The organism is Pseudoxanthomonas sp. Root630 (assembly GCF_001427585.1).
In the GTDB taxonomy this organism is placed as follows: Bacteria; Pseudomonadota; Gammaproteobacteria; order Xanthomonadales; family Xanthomonadaceae; genus Pseudoxanthomonas_A.
This window is the reverse complement of the sequence record NZ_LMGY01000015.1, coordinates 417,529-436,253: the sequence shown is the minus strand read 5'-3', so window position 1 is coordinate 436,253 and position 18,725 is coordinate 417,529. Positions and strand designations below refer to the sequence as shown.

At 68.9% G+C, this 18,725-nt stretch carries 18 protein-coding genes; 10 read left to right on the top strand and 8 right to left on the bottom strand.

Annotated features, from left to right (window positions below; all coding sequences use genetic code 11):
• Positions 1 to 112 precede the first annotated feature (112 nt).
• On the top strand, positions 113 to 1,372 hold the full coding sequence (locus ASD72_RS12180; RefSeq protein WP_056880258.1) for an amidohydrolase family protein: 1,260 nt from the start codon (positions 113 to 115) through the stop codon (positions 1,370 to 1,372).
• A gap of 13 nt (positions 1,373 to 1,385) precedes the next feature.
• Here ASD72_RS12180 and ASD72_RS12175 read toward each other — a convergent pair whose 3' ends face one another.
• Positions 1,386 to 3,068, bottom strand: coding sequence for a diguanylate cyclase (locus ASD72_RS12175; protein ID WP_081420310.1), 1,683 nt, complete (start codon positions 3,066 to 3,068; stop codon positions 1,386 to 1,388).
• Positions 3,069 to 3,328: 260 nt separating this feature from the next.
• On the opposite strand from ASD72_RS12175, the gene ASD72_RS12170 reads away from it, so the two are divergent.
• The 3 genes from ASD72_RS12170 to ASD72_RS12160 are packed head-to-tail and all read left to right on the top strand — an operon-like array spanning position 3,329 to position 5,362.
• The gene (locus tag ASD72_RS12170; RefSeq protein WP_056880194.1) at positions 3,329 to 4,276 is read left to right on the top strand and encodes a DegV family protein; all 948 of its coding nucleotides are present in this window, start codon (positions 3,329 to 3,331) and stop codon (positions 4,274 to 4,276) included.
• A 55-nt stretch (positions 4,277 to 4,331) separates the two neighbouring features.
• The gene (locus ASD72_RS12165) at positions 4,332 to 4,676 is read left to right on the top strand and encodes a hypothetical protein (protein WP_056880193.1); all 345 of its coding nucleotides are present in this window, start codon (positions 4,332 to 4,334) and stop codon (positions 4,674 to 4,676) included.
• Positions 4,673 to 5,362: an ATP-binding protein gene (locus ASD72_RS12160; RefSeq protein WP_056880192.1), complete on the top strand. Its 690-nt coding sequence runs from the start codon at positions 4,673 to 4,675 to the stop codon at positions 5,360 to 5,362. The genes ASD72_RS12165 and ASD72_RS12160 overlap by 4 nt, the downstream gene beginning before the upstream one ends.
• 60 nt (positions 5,363 to 5,422) lie before the next feature.
• Here the strand turns inward: ASD72_RS12160 and fghA are convergent, their stop codons facing one another.
• The 3 genes from fghA to frmR are packed head-to-tail and all read right to left on the bottom strand — an operon-like array spanning position 5,423 to position 7,666.
• Positions 5,423 to 6,253: an S-formylglutathione hydrolase gene (gene fghA / locus ASD72_RS12155; RefSeq protein WP_056880191.1), complete on the bottom strand. Its 831-nt coding sequence runs from the start codon at positions 6,251 to 6,253 to the stop codon at positions 5,423 to 5,425.
• On the bottom strand, positions 6,253 to 7,362 hold the full coding sequence (locus ASD72_RS12150; protein ID WP_056880190.1) for an S-(hydroxymethyl)glutathione dehydrogenase/class III alcohol dehydrogenase: 1,110 nt from the start codon (positions 7,360 to 7,362) through the stop codon (positions 6,253 to 6,255). The genes fghA and ASD72_RS12150 overlap by 1 nt, the downstream gene beginning before the upstream one ends.
• Before the next feature lie 28 nt (positions 7,363 to 7,390).
• Positions 7,391 to 7,666 (bottom strand): formaldehyde-responsive transcriptional repressor FrmR, encoded by a 276-nt coding sequence (frmR, locus tag ASD72_RS12145; RefSeq protein ID WP_056880189.1) that lies wholly within the window; start codon positions 7,664 to 7,666, stop codon positions 7,391 to 7,393.
• Positions 7,667 to 7,837: 171 nt separating this feature from the next.
• Between frmR and ASD72_RS12140 the strand changes: the two genes are divergently transcribed.
• A complete protein-coding gene (locus ASD72_RS12140) occupies positions 7,838 to 9,505 on the top strand; it encodes a hypothetical protein (RefSeq protein WP_056880188.1) in 1,668 nt (555 codons plus the stop codon).
• 40 nt (positions 9,506 to 9,545) lie between these two features.
• Here ASD72_RS12140 and ASD72_RS12135 read toward each other — a convergent pair whose 3' ends face one another.
• A complete protein-coding gene (locus ASD72_RS12135) occupies positions 9,546 to 10,889 on the bottom strand; it encodes an amidohydrolase family protein (RefSeq protein WP_056880187.1) in 1,344 nt (447 codons plus the stop codon).
• Between the two features lie 44 nt (positions 10,890 to 10,933).
• Positions 10,934 to 12,298 (bottom strand): glutamate--cysteine ligase, encoded by a 1,365-nt coding sequence (locus ASD72_RS12130; RefSeq protein ID WP_056880186.1) that lies wholly within the window; start codon positions 12,296 to 12,298, stop codon positions 10,934 to 10,936.
• A 182-nt stretch (positions 12,299 to 12,480) separates the two neighbouring features.
• On the opposite strand from ASD72_RS12130, the gene ASD72_RS12125 reads away from it, so the two are divergent.
• Complete coding sequence (locus ASD72_RS12125) at positions 12,481 to 13,197, top strand: VIT family protein (protein ID WP_056880185.1); 717 nt, start codon at positions 12,481 to 12,483, stop codon at positions 13,195 to 13,197.
• Between the two features lie 4 nt (positions 13,198 to 13,201).
• On the opposite strand, the gene yihA is transcribed toward ASD72_RS12125, so the two are convergent.
• Positions 13,202 to 13,801: a ribosome biogenesis GTP-binding protein YihA/YsxC gene (yihA, locus tag ASD72_RS12120; RefSeq protein WP_056880184.1), complete on the bottom strand. Its 600-nt coding sequence runs from the start codon at positions 13,799 to 13,801 to the stop codon at positions 13,202 to 13,204.
• Positions 13,802 to 13,931: 130 nt separating this feature from the next.
• Here yihA and ASD72_RS12115 point away from each other — a divergent pair, with 130 nt between their 5' ends.
• The 4 genes from ASD72_RS12115 (at position 13,932) to ASD72_RS12100 (ending at position 17,222) form a co-directional block, all read left to right on the top strand.
• On the top strand, positions 13,932 to 14,714 hold the full coding sequence (locus tag ASD72_RS12115) for a c-type cytochrome (protein WP_056880183.1): 783 nt from the start codon (positions 13,932 to 13,934) through the stop codon (positions 14,712 to 14,714).
• A 131-nt stretch (positions 14,715 to 14,845) separates the two neighbouring features.
• A complete protein-coding gene (locus ASD72_RS12110) occupies positions 14,846 to 15,496 on the top strand; it encodes a thiol:disulfide interchange protein DsbA/DsbL (protein ID WP_056880182.1) in 651 nt (216 codons plus the stop codon).
• A gap of 97 nt (positions 15,497 to 15,593) precedes the next feature.
• Entirely contained in the window at positions 15,594 to 16,421 is an 828-nt protein-coding gene (locus tag ASD72_RS12105) for a thiol:disulfide interchange protein DsbA/DsbL (protein WP_056880181.1), read from the top strand.
• A gap of 24 nt (positions 16,422 to 16,445) precedes the next feature.
• Complete coding sequence (locus ASD72_RS12100) at positions 16,446 to 17,222, top strand: endonuclease/exonuclease/phosphatase family protein (protein ID WP_056880180.1); 777 nt, start codon at positions 16,446 to 16,448, stop codon at positions 17,220 to 17,222.
• Between the two features lie 12 nt (positions 17,223 to 17,234).
• On the opposite strand, the gene ASD72_RS12095 is transcribed toward ASD72_RS12100, so the two are convergent.
• Entirely contained in the window at positions 17,235 to 18,578 is a 1,344-nt protein-coding gene (locus tag ASD72_RS12095) for an EAL domain-containing protein (protein ID WP_056880179.1), read from the bottom strand.
• Positions 18,579 to 18,725 lie beyond the last annotated feature (147 nt).

Below are 18,725 nucleotides of genomic sequence, written 5' to 3'. Positions count from 1 at the left end.
CCGCGCCCGTGGTGCTTTCCGTCGTCATCCCGGCGAACGCCGGGACCCAGCGACGTTCGATGGGATGACGTGTACCGCCAGCAAGCGGCACTGGGTCCCGGCGTTCGCCGGGATGACGGTGAAGTCGCTGGTGATGGCCGCGACACTGGCATCCACCTCATTCGCCGCCCTTGCCCAGGACGTACTGATCCGCAATGCCACCGTGCACACCGCCGGCGCGCAGGGCACGTTGAAGAACGCCGATGTGCTGGTGCGCAACGGCGTGGTGCAGGCGGTCGGCAGCGGTCTCGCCGCACCGGCCGCCGCGACCGTGATCGAAGCCGAAGGCCGTCCGCTGACGCCGGCGTTCTTCGGCGGCATCACCGAGATCGGTATCGAGGAAGTCTCGGGCGAATCCTCGACGGTGGATGCCGCGGTCACGCTCGAAGACCAGCCGATGCGGCCGGAATTCGACGTGACGCTGGCCTACAACCCGGCCTCGATCGTGATCCCGGTGGTGCGCGTGGAAGGCATCGGCTTCACCCTGCTGGCGGCGTCGACGGGCGGCTCCTTCATCGCGGGCCAGGGTGGCGTGGTGCGGCTGGACGGCAGCGCCGACCCGGTCGGCCCGCGTGCGTTGTTCGTGCGGCTGGGCAGCGGCACGGCGGAACTGGCGGGCAAGTCGCGCGCCGCGCACTGGATGCTGCTGGACCAGATGGTGGCCGAAGCGCGCGGCCGCGTGTCGGTGGATTCACCGCATGCGCTGCTGACGCCTGCGGGTCGCGCCACGCTGGCGCGTTACCTGGCGGGCAACGGGCGCATCGTGGTGGCGGTGAACCGCGCCGCCGACATCCGCCAACTGCTGCGCTGGGCGCAACGCGAGAACGTGCGCATCGCCATCGCCGGCGGCGCGGAGGCCTGGAAGCTCGCACCGCAACTGGCGCAGGCGAAGGTCCCGGTGTTCGTCGATGCACTGGCCGACCTGCCCTCGGACTTCGACCAGATCGGCGCCACGCTCGAGAACGCCGCGCGGCTGGATGCGGCGGGGGTCAGCGTCAGTTTCTCGCAGGCCGGCGACGCCTCGCACAACGCGCGCAAGATCCGCCAGTTGGCCGGCAACGCGGTCGCCAACGGCCTGCCGTGGGAAGAAGGACTGGCCGGCCTGACCCGCGTGCCGGCGGAGACCTTCGGCGTCGGCGACCGCGTCGGCACCATCGCACCCGGCAAGCTCGCCGACCTGGTGCTGTGGAGCGGCGATCCGCTGGACGTGGCGAACACCGCGCAGCAGGTCTGGCTGGGTGGCCGTGCGATACCGATGCGTTCGCGCCAGACCGAACTGCGCGACCGCTATCTGCAACAGGCAGGACCGCTGCCGCGCGCGTACTCGAAGTAAGCGCGGGCGGGGTTCAGTCCACGGAGGCGCCTTCGGGCGCCTCTTCTTTTTCGGCATCGCGGCACGGCGCGTCTTCCGCCACCACCCGATCGCCGCCAGCGCGCTTGGCCACGTACATGGCCTGGTCGGCACGCGCTATGAGCAATGCCACCGAGTCCCCGTCACGCGCCTGCGCGGCGCCGATGCTGGCGGTGAGACCGACCTCCACGCCGTCCACCCGCGCACAGTCGCGGCGGATGCGGGCGGCCACCTGCTCGGCGATGCGCACGGCCGCCGGCAGTTCGACGCCGGAAAGCACCAGCACGAATTCCTCGCCCCCCAACCGGCCGAGCTGATCGCCGTACTGGAACTGCTCGCTCACCGCGCGCGTCACCGCGCGCAGGCAGGCATCGCCAAGCGCGTGGCCGTGGCGGTCGTTGACCTGCTTGAAGTGATCGAGATCGATGAACAACAGCGAGGCGGGAATGCGCTCGCGTTCGCGCTCGATCAAGGCCCAGTCGAGCCGGTGCTCGATGCCGCCGCGATTGAGCACGCCGGTCAACCCGTCGCGCTCGGCGTGCTGCTTGGCGCTGTCGCGTTCGCGGCGGAACGTCAGCATGCGGTCGGCCAGGCCCAGCGCCAGTACCACGGCAGTGAAGGCGAGCACCCAGGGCAATCCGTATTCGAGCCACGGCTCCGCGCGTTCGCCACCGCTGAAACGCAGGGCGCGCCACATGGTGAACACCAGCAACGGCACCCAGGCGATCAGCACATAGGCCGCGTGTTTCTGGCCGCGCACCCATGCCACCACCAGGGTGACCAGTGCGACGGCGTTGGTCAGCAGGAACACCGCATTCGCCACGTCCGGGAACCAGGCCTTGTCGGCCGGCCACGGCAGCACCAGCAGCACCAGCGTGGCGGCGCAGCCGTAGACGCCGACGAACCGCATCAACAGGCTCAGCCGCGGCGCCACGCGCCGCAGACTGGCGTAGTCCAGCCACAGGTAGACCAGCAGGATCGTCGCCAGCGTGCCGGAGGCCCAGATGCCTTGCGCACCGAAGCGGGCCAGCGCATCCAGGCCCGGCCAGGCATAGGCCTCGCCGTACGAGCAGAGCGCGTAGATCAACTGGAACAGCATCGCCCCCGCGTACAGCAGATAGACGCGTTCGCGCAGCATCGCCCAGAACAGCAGCACCGCCAGGGAAACGCCGAGCACCGCGCCGATCGCAGGCATCACCAGGCGCAGGTGGCGCAGGTCGGCGGCGGCATACCGCGGCCGCGACTCGACCGCGACGTGCAGGGGGTAGCGGGCGCCTTCCACGCGGACGTAGACAGGTCCATCGCCGGCCAGCGGGAACACCAGCGCGCGGCGCGTGTACTGGGGATCGAGGTCGGCGCGGAACATGTCCTGGACACGCGGCGTGCCGGCGGGCGTATCCAGCACGGTCACGCGCGCGGTGTAGGGGTGATAGACCACCAGCAGCGGCTCCGCCACGCCGGGCTGCGGTTGCACGCGCCACTGGCCGTTGCCGATCACGCGCACGCCATCGTCGTCGCCTTCGAAGCGACGTTCCGAGAAGAGCCCGGCACGCTGTCCGGCCTGCTGTTCCAGCGCCAATGGCTGGATCCGGTCGATCCGCGCGATGTTTTCCCCTAACGCGGCGGATGCGGGCAGCAGGGCCAGAAGCAGTAGGAATGACCGCCACCCCTGTTTCATGTTGCCCCTTGCTTTCCGGCGGAGTGTCGGACCCGACCGCGCCCCGGGCAAGCCCGGCTGCGATGTTAATGTGACGATGGTCACATTAATTTCGCGATTCGATGAGCATCTGCGGCGGGACTTGCGACGCGTTCCGACTGTGGCGCGCGTCGTGGAAAGGTGATTGCCTTCACAGTTCACGCGTTTACGCGGCGACGGCCTCGCGGATGTCCGCTAGCGTGGCGGCCGAGGGAGATGCGACGGATGCCGGGAGGGGCAAAATGCGCATAGGGATTGTCGTGGACTCAGCGTGCGACCTGCCGCTGGAGTACCTGCAGCAACACAACATCGTCATCCTGCCGATCACGGTGCGGATCGGCGAAGCCGTACTCGCGGATCATCGCGACGAACAGGCGACGCTGAGCTTCCTGCACGCGCACGTCGCCGAACGCGGCCACGAGGCCGAGACCACGCCGTTCACGGTCAACCAGATCCGGGACCTGTTCCTAGGCCAGCTGGTGATCGACTACGACCACGTGTTCTGCATGACGATCACCAAGACGCGTTCGCCGATCCACGACAACGCGATGCAGGCCAGCTTCGCCATCCTCAACGACTACAAGCCGGTGCGGCAGGCGGCGGGCCACAACTCGCCGTTCGCGCTGCGGGTGATCGACACGCAGAACCTGTTCGCGGCGCAAGGCATCACCGCAGTGGAGGCGGTGCGCATGCGCGACGCCGGCGCCAATGTGCAGCAGATCCGCGTGCGCCTGGAGGAACTGGCGCAGAACACGCACGGCTACATGATCCCGCGCGACCTGTACTACCTGCGCAATCGCGCGCGCACCAAGGGCGACCGCAGCGTCGGCTTGCTCAGCGCGGCACTGGGCAGCGCGCTGGACATCAAGCCGGTGCTGTACGGCCACGCCGGCAACACGGAGCCGGTCGCGAAGATCAAGGGCTTCGAGAACGCGACCGAACAGATGTTCAAGTTCACCGGCAACCGCGTCATGGCCGGCCTGATGACGCCCACCGTGTGCCTGAGCTACGGCGGCGAACTGTCGGAGCTGCGCGCGCTGCCGGGCTACCAGCGCCTGCGGGACATCTGCGAGAACAACAAGGTCGAGGTGTTCGAGAGCGTCATGAGCCTCACCGGCATGGTCAACGTGGGCAAGGGCGCCGTCGTCGTCGCCTTCGCCGCCCCGCCCGCGCCGTTCAAGGCGACATAACGACGGCCTAACGCGTCAGGGCTACGCTATGCCCCTGGCTCGAACCGGGGGCGCCATGGCGGTCCGTTACTACATCAGTCTGCCCGATCCCGCCCGCGCACGCGGCGGCGATCCGGCTTTCAGCTTCGATGCGCACGGCGCGGAAGCATTCGCCGAGCAACTGCAGCACGCGTTGCGCACCAACGGCCTGTTCGAGCGCTGGCGCGCGCGCCAGGACGATCCCGATGAAGTCGATCCCGGCCTCGGCGTCGTGGATCCGGATGCCTCGGTCGCGGGCCAGCAGGACGACCTCAGCATCCTGCTGGTCGCCCGCTCCTCCATTCCCGGCCATGTCCTGAAGCATCGCCTGCGCTTGCTCGCCGGTGGCGCCTGGGAACTGCGCGACGTCGCCGCGGCTTGAGCCACCGTACGCCCGTCCTGCTGGCCTGGAGCGGCGGCAAGGATGCGGCCTGGACGCTGCACGTCCTGCGGCAACGCGATGATGTCGATGTCGTCGCCTTGCTGACGACGGTCACGCGCGAGCACGACCGCGTCTCGATGCAGGGCATCCACCGCCGCGTGCTGCATGCGCAGGCACGCGCGACCGACCTGCCGCTGCTGGAAGCGATGATCCCCGCGCAGTGCTCGAACACCGACTACGAACGCGCCATGGCGGAGGCCCTGGGCGAGGCGACGGCACGTTGGCCGGGGCTGCGCACGATGGCGTTCGGCGACCTGTTCCTCGAAGACATCCGGGCCTACCGCGTAGCGAACCTGGCGCGCGCGGGCTGGGACGTCGTCACCCCGCTGTTCGGCCGCGACACGGCATCGCTGGCGCGGGAGATGATCGATGGAGGACTGCGCGCCCAGCTGTGCTGCGTCGATACCCAGCAACTGGATGCCGGATTTGCGGGCCGCGACTTCGATCGGGCGTTGCTCGCCGCGCTGCCGGGCCAGGTGGATCCCTGTGGCGAGAACGGCGAATTCCACACCTGCGTATCGGCAGGGCCGATGTTCGATGCGCCACTCATGCTCGCGAAGGGAAACACGGAACTGCGCGACGGGCGCTTCGCTTTCACCGACTACGAACTCGCAGGTCCTGCGTAGGGTGGGCCTTGGCCCACCCTCGTGCTACCGGATGGATCCCTCGGCGGGCTCGAGCCCGCCCTACGTTTTCAATGCCGCCGCATGGTGCGCGATGTGCTCGCCGATGAAACTGGCAATGAAGTAGTAGCTGTGGTCGTAGCCGGGTTGCAGGCGCAGTGTCAGCGGATGACCGGCCTTGGCGGCGGCGGCCTGCAACAATTCGGGCTTCAACTGGCCCTGCAGGAATTCATCCGCGTCGCCCTGGTCGACGAGCAACGGCAGCTTCTCCCGCGCCTGCCCGACCAGCTCGACCGTGTCGTAGGCCTTCCAGGCCTCGCGATCGTCGCCGAGGTAGGCGGCGAATGCCTTCTGCCCCCAAGGCACCTGCGAGGGCGCGACGATCGGCGAGAACGCCGACACGCTGCGGTAGCGTCCGGGGTTCTTCAGCGCGATGGTCAACGCACCATGGCCACCCATCGAATGTCCGCTGATGGCGCGCCGGCCGCTGGCCACTGGATCGGCTTCGACCCACGCCGGCAACTCGTCGACGATGTAGTCGTACATGCGGTAGTGCGATGCCCACGGTGCCTGCGTCGCGTTGACGTAGAAACCCGCGCCCTTGCCCAGGTCGTAACCGTCGGCGTCGGCCACGTCCTCGCCGCGCGGACTGGTATCCGGTGCGACGAGGATGATCCCGTGCTCGGCGGCGTAGCGTTGCGCACCGGCCTTGGTGATGAAGTTCTGCTCGGTGCAGGTCAGGCCGCTGAGCCAGTACAGCACCGGGCACGGACCCTGCTCGGCCTGTGGCGGAAGGTACACGCCGACCGTCATGTCGCAGCCGAGCACCTCGGAACGATGACGGTAGACGTCCTGCCAACCGCCGAAGCAGGCACGGTGTTCGAGGCGCTCCATCAGTAGTGCACCACGCTGCGGATCGACTTGCCTTCATGCATCAGGTCGAAGGCCTCGTTGATGCCGTCCAGCGGCATGGTGTGGGTCACGAACGGGGCGAGTTCGATATCGCCCTTCATCGCATCCTCGACCATGCCCGGCAGCTGCGAGCGGCCCTTCACGCCGCCGAACGCGGTGCCCATCCATTTGCGGCCGGTCACCAGTTGGAAGGGACGCGTGCTGATTTCCTGCCCCGCGCCGGCCACGCCGATGATCACGCTCTGGCCCCAGCCGCGGTGCGCGCACTCCAGCGCAGCGCGCATGACGTTGACGTTGCCGATGCATTCGAACGAATGGTCCACGCCCCAGCCCGTCATCTCGACGACGACCTGCTGGATCGGCTTATCGAAGTCCTTCGGGTTGATGCAATCGGTAGCGCCGAACTGCGTCGCCATCTCGAACTTGGAAGGGTTGGTGTCGATGGCGATGATGCGGCCGGCCTTGGCCTGGCGCGCGCCCTGGATCACCGCCAGGCCGATGCCGCCCAGGCCGAACACCGCGACCGAGTCGCCCGCCTGCACCTTGGCGGTGTTGTGCACGGCGCCGATGCCCGTGGTGACGCCACAGCCGAGCAGGCACACGTGCTCCGGATTCGCCTCGGGATTGACCTTGGCCAGCGACACTTCGGCCACGACGGTGTATTCGCTGAAGGTCGAGCAGCCCATGTAGTGGTAGATCGGCTGGCCTTCGTAGGAGAAGCGCGACGTGCCGTCCGGCATCACGCCCTTGCCCTGGGTGGCGCGCACCGACGTGCACAGGTTGGTCTTGCCGCTCTTGCAGAACAGGCACTCGCCGCATTCGGCGGTGTAGAGCGGGATGACATGGTCGCCCGGCTTCACGCTGGTGACGCCTTCGCCCACTTCGACCACGATGCCGGCGCCTTCATGGCCCAGCACGACCGGGAACAGGCCTTCCGGATCGTCGCCCGACAGCGTGAAGGCGTCGGTGTGGCAGACGCCGGTGTGGGTGATCTTCACCAGCACTTCGCCCTTGCGGGGCGGGGCGACGTCGATCTCGACGATCTTCAGCGGTTCGCCTGCGGCGAAGGCGACGGCGGCACGGGATTTCACGATGGCACTCCTGCGGATTTGAAAGGAATTACTTGAGGTACGAACGGACCAGCGCGACGGCGGCATCGATGCCGGCCTCGCGCTGCGCCGGGGTGGACGCCGGGTGCGCGAACTCTTCGCGCAGGTGGCTTTCGAGGATCTCCGACATCAGGCCATTGACGGCCCCGCGCACGGCAGCGAGCTGCTGCAGCACCGGCGCGCAGTCCGCCCCCTCCTCCAGCGCGCGCTCCAGCGCATCCAGCTGGCCGCGCATGCGGCGCACGCGCGTCAGCGCCTTCTTCTTGTCGGCGGGGGAATGGGGCATGTCGGCGACCGGGGTCACGATAGTGGGGGGGAGTATACACCCGCGGCGCCGACCGCCTATCGGCAGGGACCAAAAGACCCCATGACACCTGCTCGGCATCGCGCCAGTCTGTCCGCTTGCCGGGCCTGTCCCGCGTTGTTCCCGGATACACCCGACCGAGAGGAGGCCACGATGATCCATCGATCCCTGCTCCTGCTGCTGGCCGTCGCGCTGGCAGGCTGCGACCCCGCGCCGAAGACGACCGCCGACCCCGCGGCACCGACCGGAACGGACGCGCTGCCGCTGTTCGATCGCTTCGGCGACCTGCACCGCGATGTCGGCACGCGCACCCCCCTGGCGCAACGCTATTTCGACCAGGGCCTGCGGATGGCTTACGGTTTCAACCACGAAGCGGCCGGACGTGCGTTCGCCGAAGCCGCGCGCCTGGATCCGCAATGCGCGATGTGCGTCTGGGGCCAGGCGCTGGTGCTCGGGCCGAACATCAACCTGCCGATGGATCCCGCGCTGGCGAAGGATGCCACCGCTCTCGCTGCGCGCGCCGCGGACCTGGCGACGTCCGCGCATCCAGCCGACCGCGCGTTGATCCTGGCGCTGCAGACCCGCTATGCCGACCCGGCGCCGGAGGACCGGTCGGCGCTCGACCGCGCCTATGCCGATGCGCTGGCGCAGGTGGTGAAGCAATTCCCCGAAGACGACGATGCCGCGACGCTTTATGCCGAAGCGCTGATGGACCTGTCGCCCTGGGCGTACTGGAACGCGGACGGCACGCCCGCGGAGTACACGCCGCGCCTGATCGGCGAACTGGAGCGCGTGCTGGCGCGCAATCCCCGCCACATCGGCGCGATGCACTACTACATCCACGCCACCGAAGCCTCGCCGACGCCCGAGCGCGCGTTGCCCTATGCCGATGCGCTGGCGGCGCTGGCGCCGGGCTCGGGCCATCTGGTGCACATGCCCGCGCATACCTACATCCGCGTCGGGCGCTATCACGACGCGACGCTGACCAACTTCGCCGCCACCACCGCGGACAAGGATTTCCTGGCGGTGTGCCGTGGCAGCAACGGGGTGTATCCGCTGGGTTACGTGCCGCATAACTGGCACTTCGCCACGATGACGACAAGCCTGACCGGCTCGCGCACGCTGGCGCTGCAGGCGGCGACGCAGACGGCACAGCGCGCGGACCATGCCGCGATGGGCGAGGCGCCGATGCAGTTCATGCAGCAGTTCGTGGTCGCACCCTGGCTCACGCAGGTGCGCTTCGGCGATTGGGACGCCATCCTGGCCGACACCCGCGCGCCACCGACGATGCCGTACCCGACCGCGATACGCCACTTCGCCCGCGGCATGGCCCACGCGCGCAAGGGCGCGCTGGCCGAGGCGCAGCGGGAATCCGATGCGCTGCGCGCGATCGCGGCGGATCCGGCGATGGCGCAGGTGAGCTTCTTCGACATCAACAACGCTGCGACGGTGCTGCGCGTGGCCGATGCCCTGCTGCGCGGGGAGCTGTTGCGCGCACAGGGCAAAGACGACGGCGCCATCGCCGCGCTCCGCGAAGCCGCCACCGCCGAGGATGCGCTGGCCTACAACGAGCCGGCGGATTGGCCGCTCCCGGTGCGCCCCTACCTGGGCGCCGCACTGCTGGACGCGGGCGATGCGAAGGGTGCGGCGGACGCGTTCAACCAGGACCTGAAGACCTATCCGCACAACGGCTGGTCGCTGTTCGGCCTGGCCCAGGCGCAGGAAAAGCTCGGGCTGGCCGATGCCGCACGCGAGACCTCGCAGCGGCAGGCGGCGGCATGGCAGTGGGCGGACGCGCCGCTGACCGCGGCGCGCTACTGAGCAGGCATCCGGTTCGTGCGGCGCAGGAAGCGCCGCACGATCACTTCACCCGCTGGCCGTGCTTGACCACGATATCGACGCGTTGCAGCAGGGCGACCTGTTTCAGCACGTCGCCCTTCACCGCGATGATGTCGGCGTACTTGCCCTCGGTGACGGTGCCGTAGTCCTTGTCGGCCTTCATCGCGACCGCCGGCCAGTAGGTGGCGGCGCGGATGGCGTCGATGGCGGGCACGCCGAGCTTGTTGACCCACACGTCGAGCTCGTTCCAGGTGCTGCCGCTGTGGAACTTCATCGGGATGCCGGAATCGGTGCCAATCAGCAGCATCGCCCCGCTCTCGCGCAGCTGCTGGAACTTGCGCTGCAGGGTCGGCCATCGCTGCGGCGTCTGCTGGAAGTAGCTGATGCGCTCGGGATGTTCGAGCGACTGCTTGATGTCGTCGATGATCGCGGGCGTCAGGCCGACGTGCCAGTCGGTGCCGTCGATGAACTCGTGGTTCTTCACCGTGTGGGGAAAGTTGTAGAGCCCCTCGATGGTCGGCGTCCAGAACAGCGGACCGGAGGCCATGTTGCCGGTGCGCTCGCGCAGCGCGGCGATGACGTCCGGCGGATATTCCGGCGAGGCCGCCAGGCCGGTGTGTTCGAAGCAGTCCACGCCGAACTTCAGGCCACGGCGGATCTCCTCCGGCCGGTGCGCATGCGCAACGACGGGAAGTCCATGCTTGTGGGCTTCATCGACGATGGCGGCGAGTTCGGCATCGCTCATGCCGTCCTGGTCGATCAGCTTCACCACGTCCACGCCGGCCTGCGCGATGCGACGGATCTTGGCGCGCGCATCGGCGGGCGAATCCACGCCCCAGCGGAACTGCTCGGTGCCGGGGTAGGGCTTCTTCTGGATGAAGGGCCCCGACACGAACAGCGTGGGGCCGGGGATGCGGCCGCGGTTGATCGCATCGCGCACCGCGATGCTGTCTTCCAGCGGGCCGCCCAGGTCGCGCGCGCCGGTGACGCCGGCCAGCAGCAGCTGCTTGGCCGACGACGGCATGATCACGTCGCGGAACTGCGCGGGATAGGTCTTGTCCCAATGATCGTAGTCGGCGTGCCCGTTGATCATCAGGTGCACGTGCATGTCCCACAGGCCGGGCAACACCGTCATGCCTTCGGTGGAGATGACCGTCGCATCCGCCGGCACCGGCAGCGTCTTCACCGTGCCGACGGCGACGATGCGCTGGCCCTCGATCAGGATGACGCTGTCGCGGATCGGATCACTGAGCGTGCCGTCGACCAGCGTACCGCCCACCATCGCCACGCGCTGCGCCTGCGCGAGCGGCGCGAACGCCAGGCAGACCACGATGCCGCATGCCTTCCACCACGTTGCCGCCCGCATCGGCCTTCCCCTGCATGGAAAGGCCCAGCCTAACCCGGGTCGGGTCAGTACGCGAATTCGCGGAACACGCGATCGATGTCGCCCTGCCAGGGGCCGTTGAACAGCGCGAGCTTGCGCTCGGCGGAGGTCTCGTTGGCCTCGACGATTTCCACCAGCGCATCGAGGAAGCCGGCTTCGTCCACGCCCTTGCTGTTGAGGCGTGCGCGGCGTTGCAGGCCGCCGATGGCGATCTTCACCGCTTCGCGGGCCAGGTCGCGGACCGTGCCGCCGCGGAACGGCAGCTTCAGCGCATGCTTCGGCACGCCGTCGCGCAGCGCGTGGCGCTCGGCCAGCGAGAAATCCTTGACCAGGTCCCACGCCGCGTCGAGCGCGGCATCGTCGTACAGCAGGCCCACCCAGAACGCGGGCAGCGCGCAGATGCGGTTCCAGGGACCGCTGTCCGCGCCACGCATCTCCAGGAACTTCTTCATCCGCACTTCCGGGAAGGCGGTGGTCATGTGGTCGGACCAGTCGCGCAGCGTGGGCAGCGCGCCCGGCAGCACATCCAGTTCTCCCCGCATGAACTTGCGGAACGACTTGCCGCTGGCGTCGTGGTAGATGCCGTCGCGGTAGGAGAAATACATCGGCACGTCGAGCAGATAGTCCACATAGCGCTCGTAACCGAAGCCATCCTCGAAGACGAAATCCAGCATGCCGGTGCGGTCGCCGTCGGTGTCGGTCCAGATGTGCGAACGGTAGCTCTGGTAGCCGTTCGGCTTGCCCTCGGTGAACGGCGAGTCGGCGAACAGCGCCGTGGCCACCGGCTGCAACGCCAGCGACACGCGGAACTTCCTCACCATGTCCGCTTCGCTGGCGTAGTCGAGGTTGACCTGCACGGTGCAGGTGCGCGTCATCATGTCCAGGCCCAACTGGCCGACCTTGGGCATGTACGACTTCATGATCTGGTAGCGGCCCTTCGGCATCCACGGCATCTCGTCGCGGCGCCACTTGGGCTGGAAGCCCATGCCGAGGAAGCCGAGCTGCAGTTCGTCGGCGACCTGCTTCACTTCCTTCAGGTGCGTGCCCACTTCCACGCAGGTTTCGTGGAGGGTCTCCAGCGCCGCGCCCGACAGTTCCAGCTGGCCCGCCGGTTCCAGGGTGACCGAAGCGCCCTCCTTGACCAGTGCGATGACGCGACCCTTCTCTTCGACGGGCTCCCAGCCAAAGCGCGTCAGGCCCTTCAACAACGTTTCGATGCCGCGCTCACCATCGAAGGTGGGCGGGCGCAGGTCGTCGAGGCGGAAACCGAACTTCTCGTGCTCGGTGCCGATGCGCCAGTCGGCGCGCGGCTTCTCGCCCGACGCGACGTACGTCACCAGTTGCGCGCGGTCGGTGATGGGCGTGTCGGCGACGTGGCTGGGGCTGGACAAGGGCGGGACTCGCGGAAGGGGAGACGCAATGTCGGGCCACCGCCTTCCATTGCAAGGCCGGCACTATAACGTGACCGTGCGCACGCGATCGTCGCCATGGGAACGCCGCAGCGTCCCATCCATGCACGCGACGCCGGTGCGCCCGCTCGACGCGGGCCGCCGCGCTGGCCTACGCTGCGGGCATGCCGCGCCATGCCCGCACTGTCGTCCCGCGCCACCGCGAACTGCACCGCACCGACCGGGTTGGCTGGCTGCGGGCCGCCGTGCTCGGCGCCAACGACGGCATCGTCTCGGTCTCGGGGCTGGTCGTGGGCGTGGCTGCCAGCGGCGCAGCGCCCTCGACGATCCTGCTGACCGGCGTGGCCGGACTCGTGGCCGGCGCCATGTCGATGGCGGCAGGCGAATACGTGTCGGTGCAGTCGCAGGCCGATGCGGAAGCGGCCGACCTCGCCGTCGAAAAGCGCGAACTCCACGAGATGCCCGACGGCGAGCTGGCCGAGCTGACCCAGATCTATGTCGGGCGCGGACTGGAACCGGCGCTCGCGCGGCAGGTGGCCGAACAGCTCACCGCGCACGATGCACTGGCCGCGCACATGCGCGACGAGCTCGGCATCACCGACGCCCTGCGCGCGCGGCCGGTGCAGGCGGCGCTGGCGTCTGCGGCAGCCTTCACCGTGGGCGCGCTGTTGCCGATCGCCACGACCCTGCTGGCCCCCGCCGACAAGGTGGCCATCGTGACCACCCTCGCTACCGTGGCGGGCCTGCTGCTGTCCGGCGGCCTGGCGGCGCGCGTGGGCGGCGCACCGGTGCTACGCGGCGCGTGGCGGGTAGGTTTCTGGGGCGCGATGGCGATGGCGGCCGCCGCGCTGGTGGGCCGCCTGTTCCACGTGTCGGTCTGACGACTTACAGCCCCAGCCAGCCGCCCACGACCATGCGCGCCTCGTCCACGCCCTGCTTGGACTCGGCCGAGAACGTCTGCACGCTGACGGTGTCGCCGAATGCGGAGAACAGCTCCTTCTTCACCGCCTGCAGCGCGTTGCCCTGCTGGCCGCGACCCAGCTTGTCGGCCTTGGTCAGCAGCGCGTGGGCCGGCAGGCCCCGCTGGACCGCATAGCCCAGCATCTGCCGGTCGTAGTCCTTCAGCGGGTGGCGGATGTCCATGACGACCACCAGCCCCTTGAGCGCTTCGCGGGTGCGGAAGTAGCGGTCGATGAAGGCCTGCCAGTGGGCCTGCAGGTCCTGGGGCACCTTGGCGTAGCCGTAGCCGGGCAGATCGACCAGGTAGCGCTCGGGCTGGACCTGGAAGAACACCAACTGCTGGGTGCGGCCGGGGGTCTTGGATACCCGCGCCAACCGGTTGTGGTTCACCAGCGCATTGAGGGCGCTGGACTTGCCGGCGTTGGATCGGCCGGCGAAGGCCACCTCGAACCCGCCATCCTCCGGCAACTGGCGCGGGGTGTGGGCGGAGAGCAGGTAACTGGCGGAATTCAGGGGGTTCGACATGGCGATAGGATCGCACGGTGGCGGGCCGGATACCGTTTGAATTGACCGCGAGCGGCCGCCGCGACGATAATTCGCGGGTTTCGCGGCCCCTTCAGGCGCCGCCATCAGTCAAAGGTTTCGGAGCTTTAGCATGCGCCACGCTCGCGTTATGGGACTTGCCGGATTGGCCGTACTGGCCGTGGGCGCAGTCGCTTTTGCACAGACCACGGTGGTCCCGGTGCCGGACAATGCGCCGGTCGAGACCGCGCCGCTGGACATCAACCTCGCCAAGACGACCTGGGGCGATGCCAAGGCCGGCCAGACCAAGGCGGCCGCCTGCGCGGCCTGCCACGGCGCCGACGGCAATCCCAGCGACCCGCAGTACCCCCGCATCGCCGGCCAGAGCGAGCGCTATATCGCCCAGCAGCTGGCGCTGTTCGCCTCGGGCGAGCGCAACACCGGCATGGCGATGGTGATGGCCCCGTTCGCCCAGACCCTCAACGCGCAGGACATGCGCGACGTGGGAGCCTACTTCGCCACCCAGAAGTCGGGCGCCGGCCTGGCCGACGACAGCGTCGTCGCCGACGGCACCTACCAGGGCATGAAGTTCTACGAAGTCGGCCAGCAGCTGTACCGCAATGGCGATGCCAAGCGCGGCGTGCCGGCCTGCCTGGCGTGCCACGGCCCGACCGGTGCCGGCAACCCGGGCCCGGCCTACCCGCATATCGGCGGCCAGATGCAGGACTACACGGTGCGCCGCCTGACCGAGTACAAGGCCGGTACGACCACGCTGAAGGACCCGGCCCACTTCAACATCATGGCCCAGGTGGCCGGCCCGCTGACCGAGCAGGAAATCCAGGCCCTGGCCAGCTACCTGCAGGGCCTGCACGCCCGCGCCGACGACGTCGCCGCGGCCAAGGCCGGCAGCAAGTAATCCCCGACTTCCGCCGCCTGCCGCGGCCGGAAGTGCAAGCTCCTGTTCATCGCGCCGGCCCCACCATGGCCGGCGTTTCTTTTTCCGCGCCCCGCAGCGTGCCGGGGCCAGTACGAAGCTGGAGAGTCCCGATGGCGTCCCGTCTACTGCCCGTCCTGATCACCCTGCTGGCCCTGGTGCCCGCCGTCGCATTGGCCGCGCCGCCGTCGCCCCCGCCGCTGGTCGAGGGCCAGGACTATGTGGTGATCGAGAACGGCACGCCCTACGCCCCGCTCAACGGCAAGGTCGAAGTGGTGGAGGTGTTCGGCTACACCTGCGTCCACTGCGCCCACTTCGAACCCACGCTGGCGGCCTGGAAGAAGACCCTGCGCAAGGACGTGCGCCTGACCCCGGTGCCGGCGGCCTTCGGCGGCTACTGGATCCCGTATGCCCGTGCGTTCTTCGCCGCCCGCCAGTTCGGCGTGCAGGAGCGCACCCACCAGGCGGTGTTCGACGCCCTGCACAAGACCGGCGCGCTGCCGATCCAGAACGTCTCTCCCGACGAGATCGCCGCGTTCTATGCCCCCTACGGCGTGGACCGGGCCAAGTTCAGCGCCGCGCTGCGCGGCGAGCAGGTCGACCGGCAGCTCGAGCACGCGCGGACCTGGGCGATGGCCGCCGGCATCGAAGGCACGCCGACCATGATCGTCAACGGCAAGTACCGCGTCATCGGTGGCCGTACCTACAGCGACATGCTGAAGATCGTCGACCGCCTGGTCGCACGCGAGCGCACCCGCAAGTGATGACGTCGTCATGGCAGCCCCGCCGGGGCCCATGCAGAATGTGAAGTCCCCGCCCTTCGTGGCAGCCCCTTTTCCCCGATACGTTGGAGTCCGCGCGATGAAATCCCGCCACGTCCTGATGCTGTCCCTGCTGTTGCCGATCCTGGCGGCCTGCGGACCCAAGCCCTCCACCGACACCTCGCCGACCGGCGACACCGCGGCTCCCGCGGCGCCGGCCGCCGAAACCGCGCCGGCCACGGACGTCGCACCCGCCCCGGCGGACGCCGGCACGCCGGCCGCCACGCCGCCCGCCGCCGATGCTGCCGCCCCCGCGCCGAACACCAACCCGGTGGTTCCGCCGCAGGGCCCGGCCCCAGTCGCGGGCACCGATTACGAAGAGATCGCCAACGCCCAGCCGTATGCGCCGCTCAACGGAAAGGTCGAAGTCGCCGAAGTCTTCGGCTATGTCTGCCCCGCCTGCGGTGCCTTCGCGCCCCGCATGGCCGCCTGGAAGGCCAAGCAGCCGGCCGACGTGCGCATCACCTACGTGCCGGTCGCGTTCGGCAAGGCGTGGGAGCCCTACGCCAAGGCTTACTACGCCGCCGAGTCGAAGGGCCTGGTCGACAAGACCCATGACGCCGTGTTCGCAGCCATCCACGTGCAGCGCACGCTGCCCGGCGAAGGCAAGCCGCCGGCCGAACCGGCCGAGATCGCGAAGTTCTACGCGGGTTACGGCGCGAACCCGCAGGAGTTCGTGGCACTGATGAACAGCTTCGGCACCAACGCCAAGATGGGCCGCGGCATGCAGCTGGCGCAGAAGTGGGGCGTGACCAGCACGCCGACCCTGGTCGTCAACGGCAAGTACCGCGTGACCGGTGGCCGCAGCTGGGACGACGTGCTGCGCATCACCGACCACCTGGTCGCGATGGAACGCGCCAAGCGCTGAACCCGGCGGAAGCCCCCCACTTCCATGACCGAATCCGCCACCTCCGCCGCGCGACGGTTGCGCCTGCTGAGCGCCAACATCCAGGCAGGCTCCAGCACGCGCCGCTACAGCGACTACGTGACCCGCAGCTGGTCGCATGCGCTGCCGGCGGGCAACAAGCGCGGCAGCCTGGATCTGATCGCGCAGCTGGCCGGCGAGCACGACATCGTCGGCCTCCAGGAAGCGGACCCCGGCAGCCTGCGCTCGGGCTTCACCAACCAGACCCACTACCTGGCCGAGCGCGCCGGATTCGATTACTGGACCCACCAGCCCAACCGCAACGTGGCGCGCGTGGCCGGCAGTGCGAACGGCCTGCTGAGCAAGCTGGAGCCGGTGGAAGTGACCGACCATAGCCTGCCCGGCCGCATCAGCGGCCGCGGCGTGCTGATGGCGCGTTTCGGCGAGGGCGACGAAGGCCTCACCGTGGCCGTCGCGCACCTGTCGCTCGGCGCCAACTCGCGACGCTCGCAACTGGCCTTCATCGGGGAACTGCTGTCGGGCCATCCGCATGCGGTGCTGATGGGCGATTTCAACTGCATGCCCGACACGCCGGAAATGGAACTGCTCTACAAGCGCACCCGCCTGCGCCCGCCGTCGGTGTGCGTGCCTACGTTCCCCAGTTGGCGTCCGCAGCGCGCCATCGACCACATCCTGGTCAGCGATGGGCTGCATGCGGACAACGCGCGCGCGATGCCTGCCGCGAATTCCGACCATCTCGCGCTGGCGATGGACATCGACGTGCCGGACGTCGCGCTGCGCTGAGCCGGCCCCGCGCTAGGCGGCGCCCATGCGACGGTTGAAGGCATCCACGTCCATCGGCCGACCGAACATGTAGCCCTGGAACAGGCGGCAACCCTGTTCCCCCAGCAGGCCGAACTGGTCCTGCTGCTCGATGCCCTCGGCGATCACGTCGATACCCAGGTCCTGCCCGAGTTGCAGGAGATTGCGGGTGATGCTGGCGGCATGCGCATCCCGCACGATGCCCCGCGTGAACGTCCGGTCGATCTTCATCTCGGCGAACGGGAGTTCGCGCAGATAGGAGAGCGACGAATGTCCGGCGCCGAAATCGTCCAACGACAGCCGCACGCCCATCGCATGCAGCGCGCGCATCTTGCCCGCCGCATCCTCCATGTCGTGGACGAGCACGCTTTCGGTCAGCTCCAGCGTCAGTCGCCCCGCATCGATACCGGCGCGCGCCATCGCATCGCTCACCTGCTGCACGAAATCCGGCTGGCGCAGTTGCAACGCACTGATGTTGACCGACAACCGTAGCGATCGCATTGCGGGGTCCGCATGCCACGCACGCAACTGCGTGCAGGCCGCCTGCAGCACCCATTGGCCCAGCGGCAGGATGAAGCCGGTCTCCTCGGCCGCCTGCATGAATTCACCCGGCCGCAGGATGCCGCGCCGCGCATCGCGCCAGCGCAGCAGCGCTTCCGCCCCCACGATGTGGCCCTCGCCATCGACCTGAGGCTGGTAGAACAGTTCGAAGCGCCGCTGCGACAGCGCATCGCGCAACGCGCGATGCAGCGCCCGATGCTCGGCGATGTCGCTCTCGGCGAGCCGCATCACCACCAGGAAACTGGCGACCACCGTCGCCAAGTTCACCCAGATGCCGATCCTGCGCACATCGTCGCTGATGGCGAACGGCGCAGGCGTACCCACCGGCGTCGCGGCGAACACGGCGAAGGCCAGCAGCAACGCGAACACCGCGCCGTAGCGCAACCCGGGCGGCTCCGCGCGAAACACATGGTGCGCGCAGAGGGCCAGCACGAGCAGGAAGAGATGGCTGGTTCCCGGGATCGTCGTCGTCGATGCATCCAGGAACGCCGAGAAGAAGCACAGCAGCGCGGCCATTCCCGCGAAGGCGACCCACGCGGCCGCGCGCGTCCGGCGCAGCCGCGCCATGAGGATGACCACACCCCCCAGCAAGGCGATCGCCAGCTCCACCGCGGCCACGGCCCAAGCGCCGCGCAAGGCGAAGAACACGCCCCAGCCCAGGCCCAGCATCGCCATGATCAGGCCGGTCGCCATCAGCAGGTTGAAGGCACGGCGACGACGACGGCGTTCCGCCGCGTCCGCCCAGTAGCCGGTGCTTCCGTGGACAGGCGCCTCCATTCGATGCGCTTCCTTCCCTCCCCTCGCTGACGCATCGTACTCCTGCCGGCGCCCCTGTCATGCGGGCAACGCCCGGCCCGGGCCGGGCGACGGCGGCAGATGCGGTCGCGATGCCGCAACGGAGAAAGCCGGCCCTGCGGCCGGCTT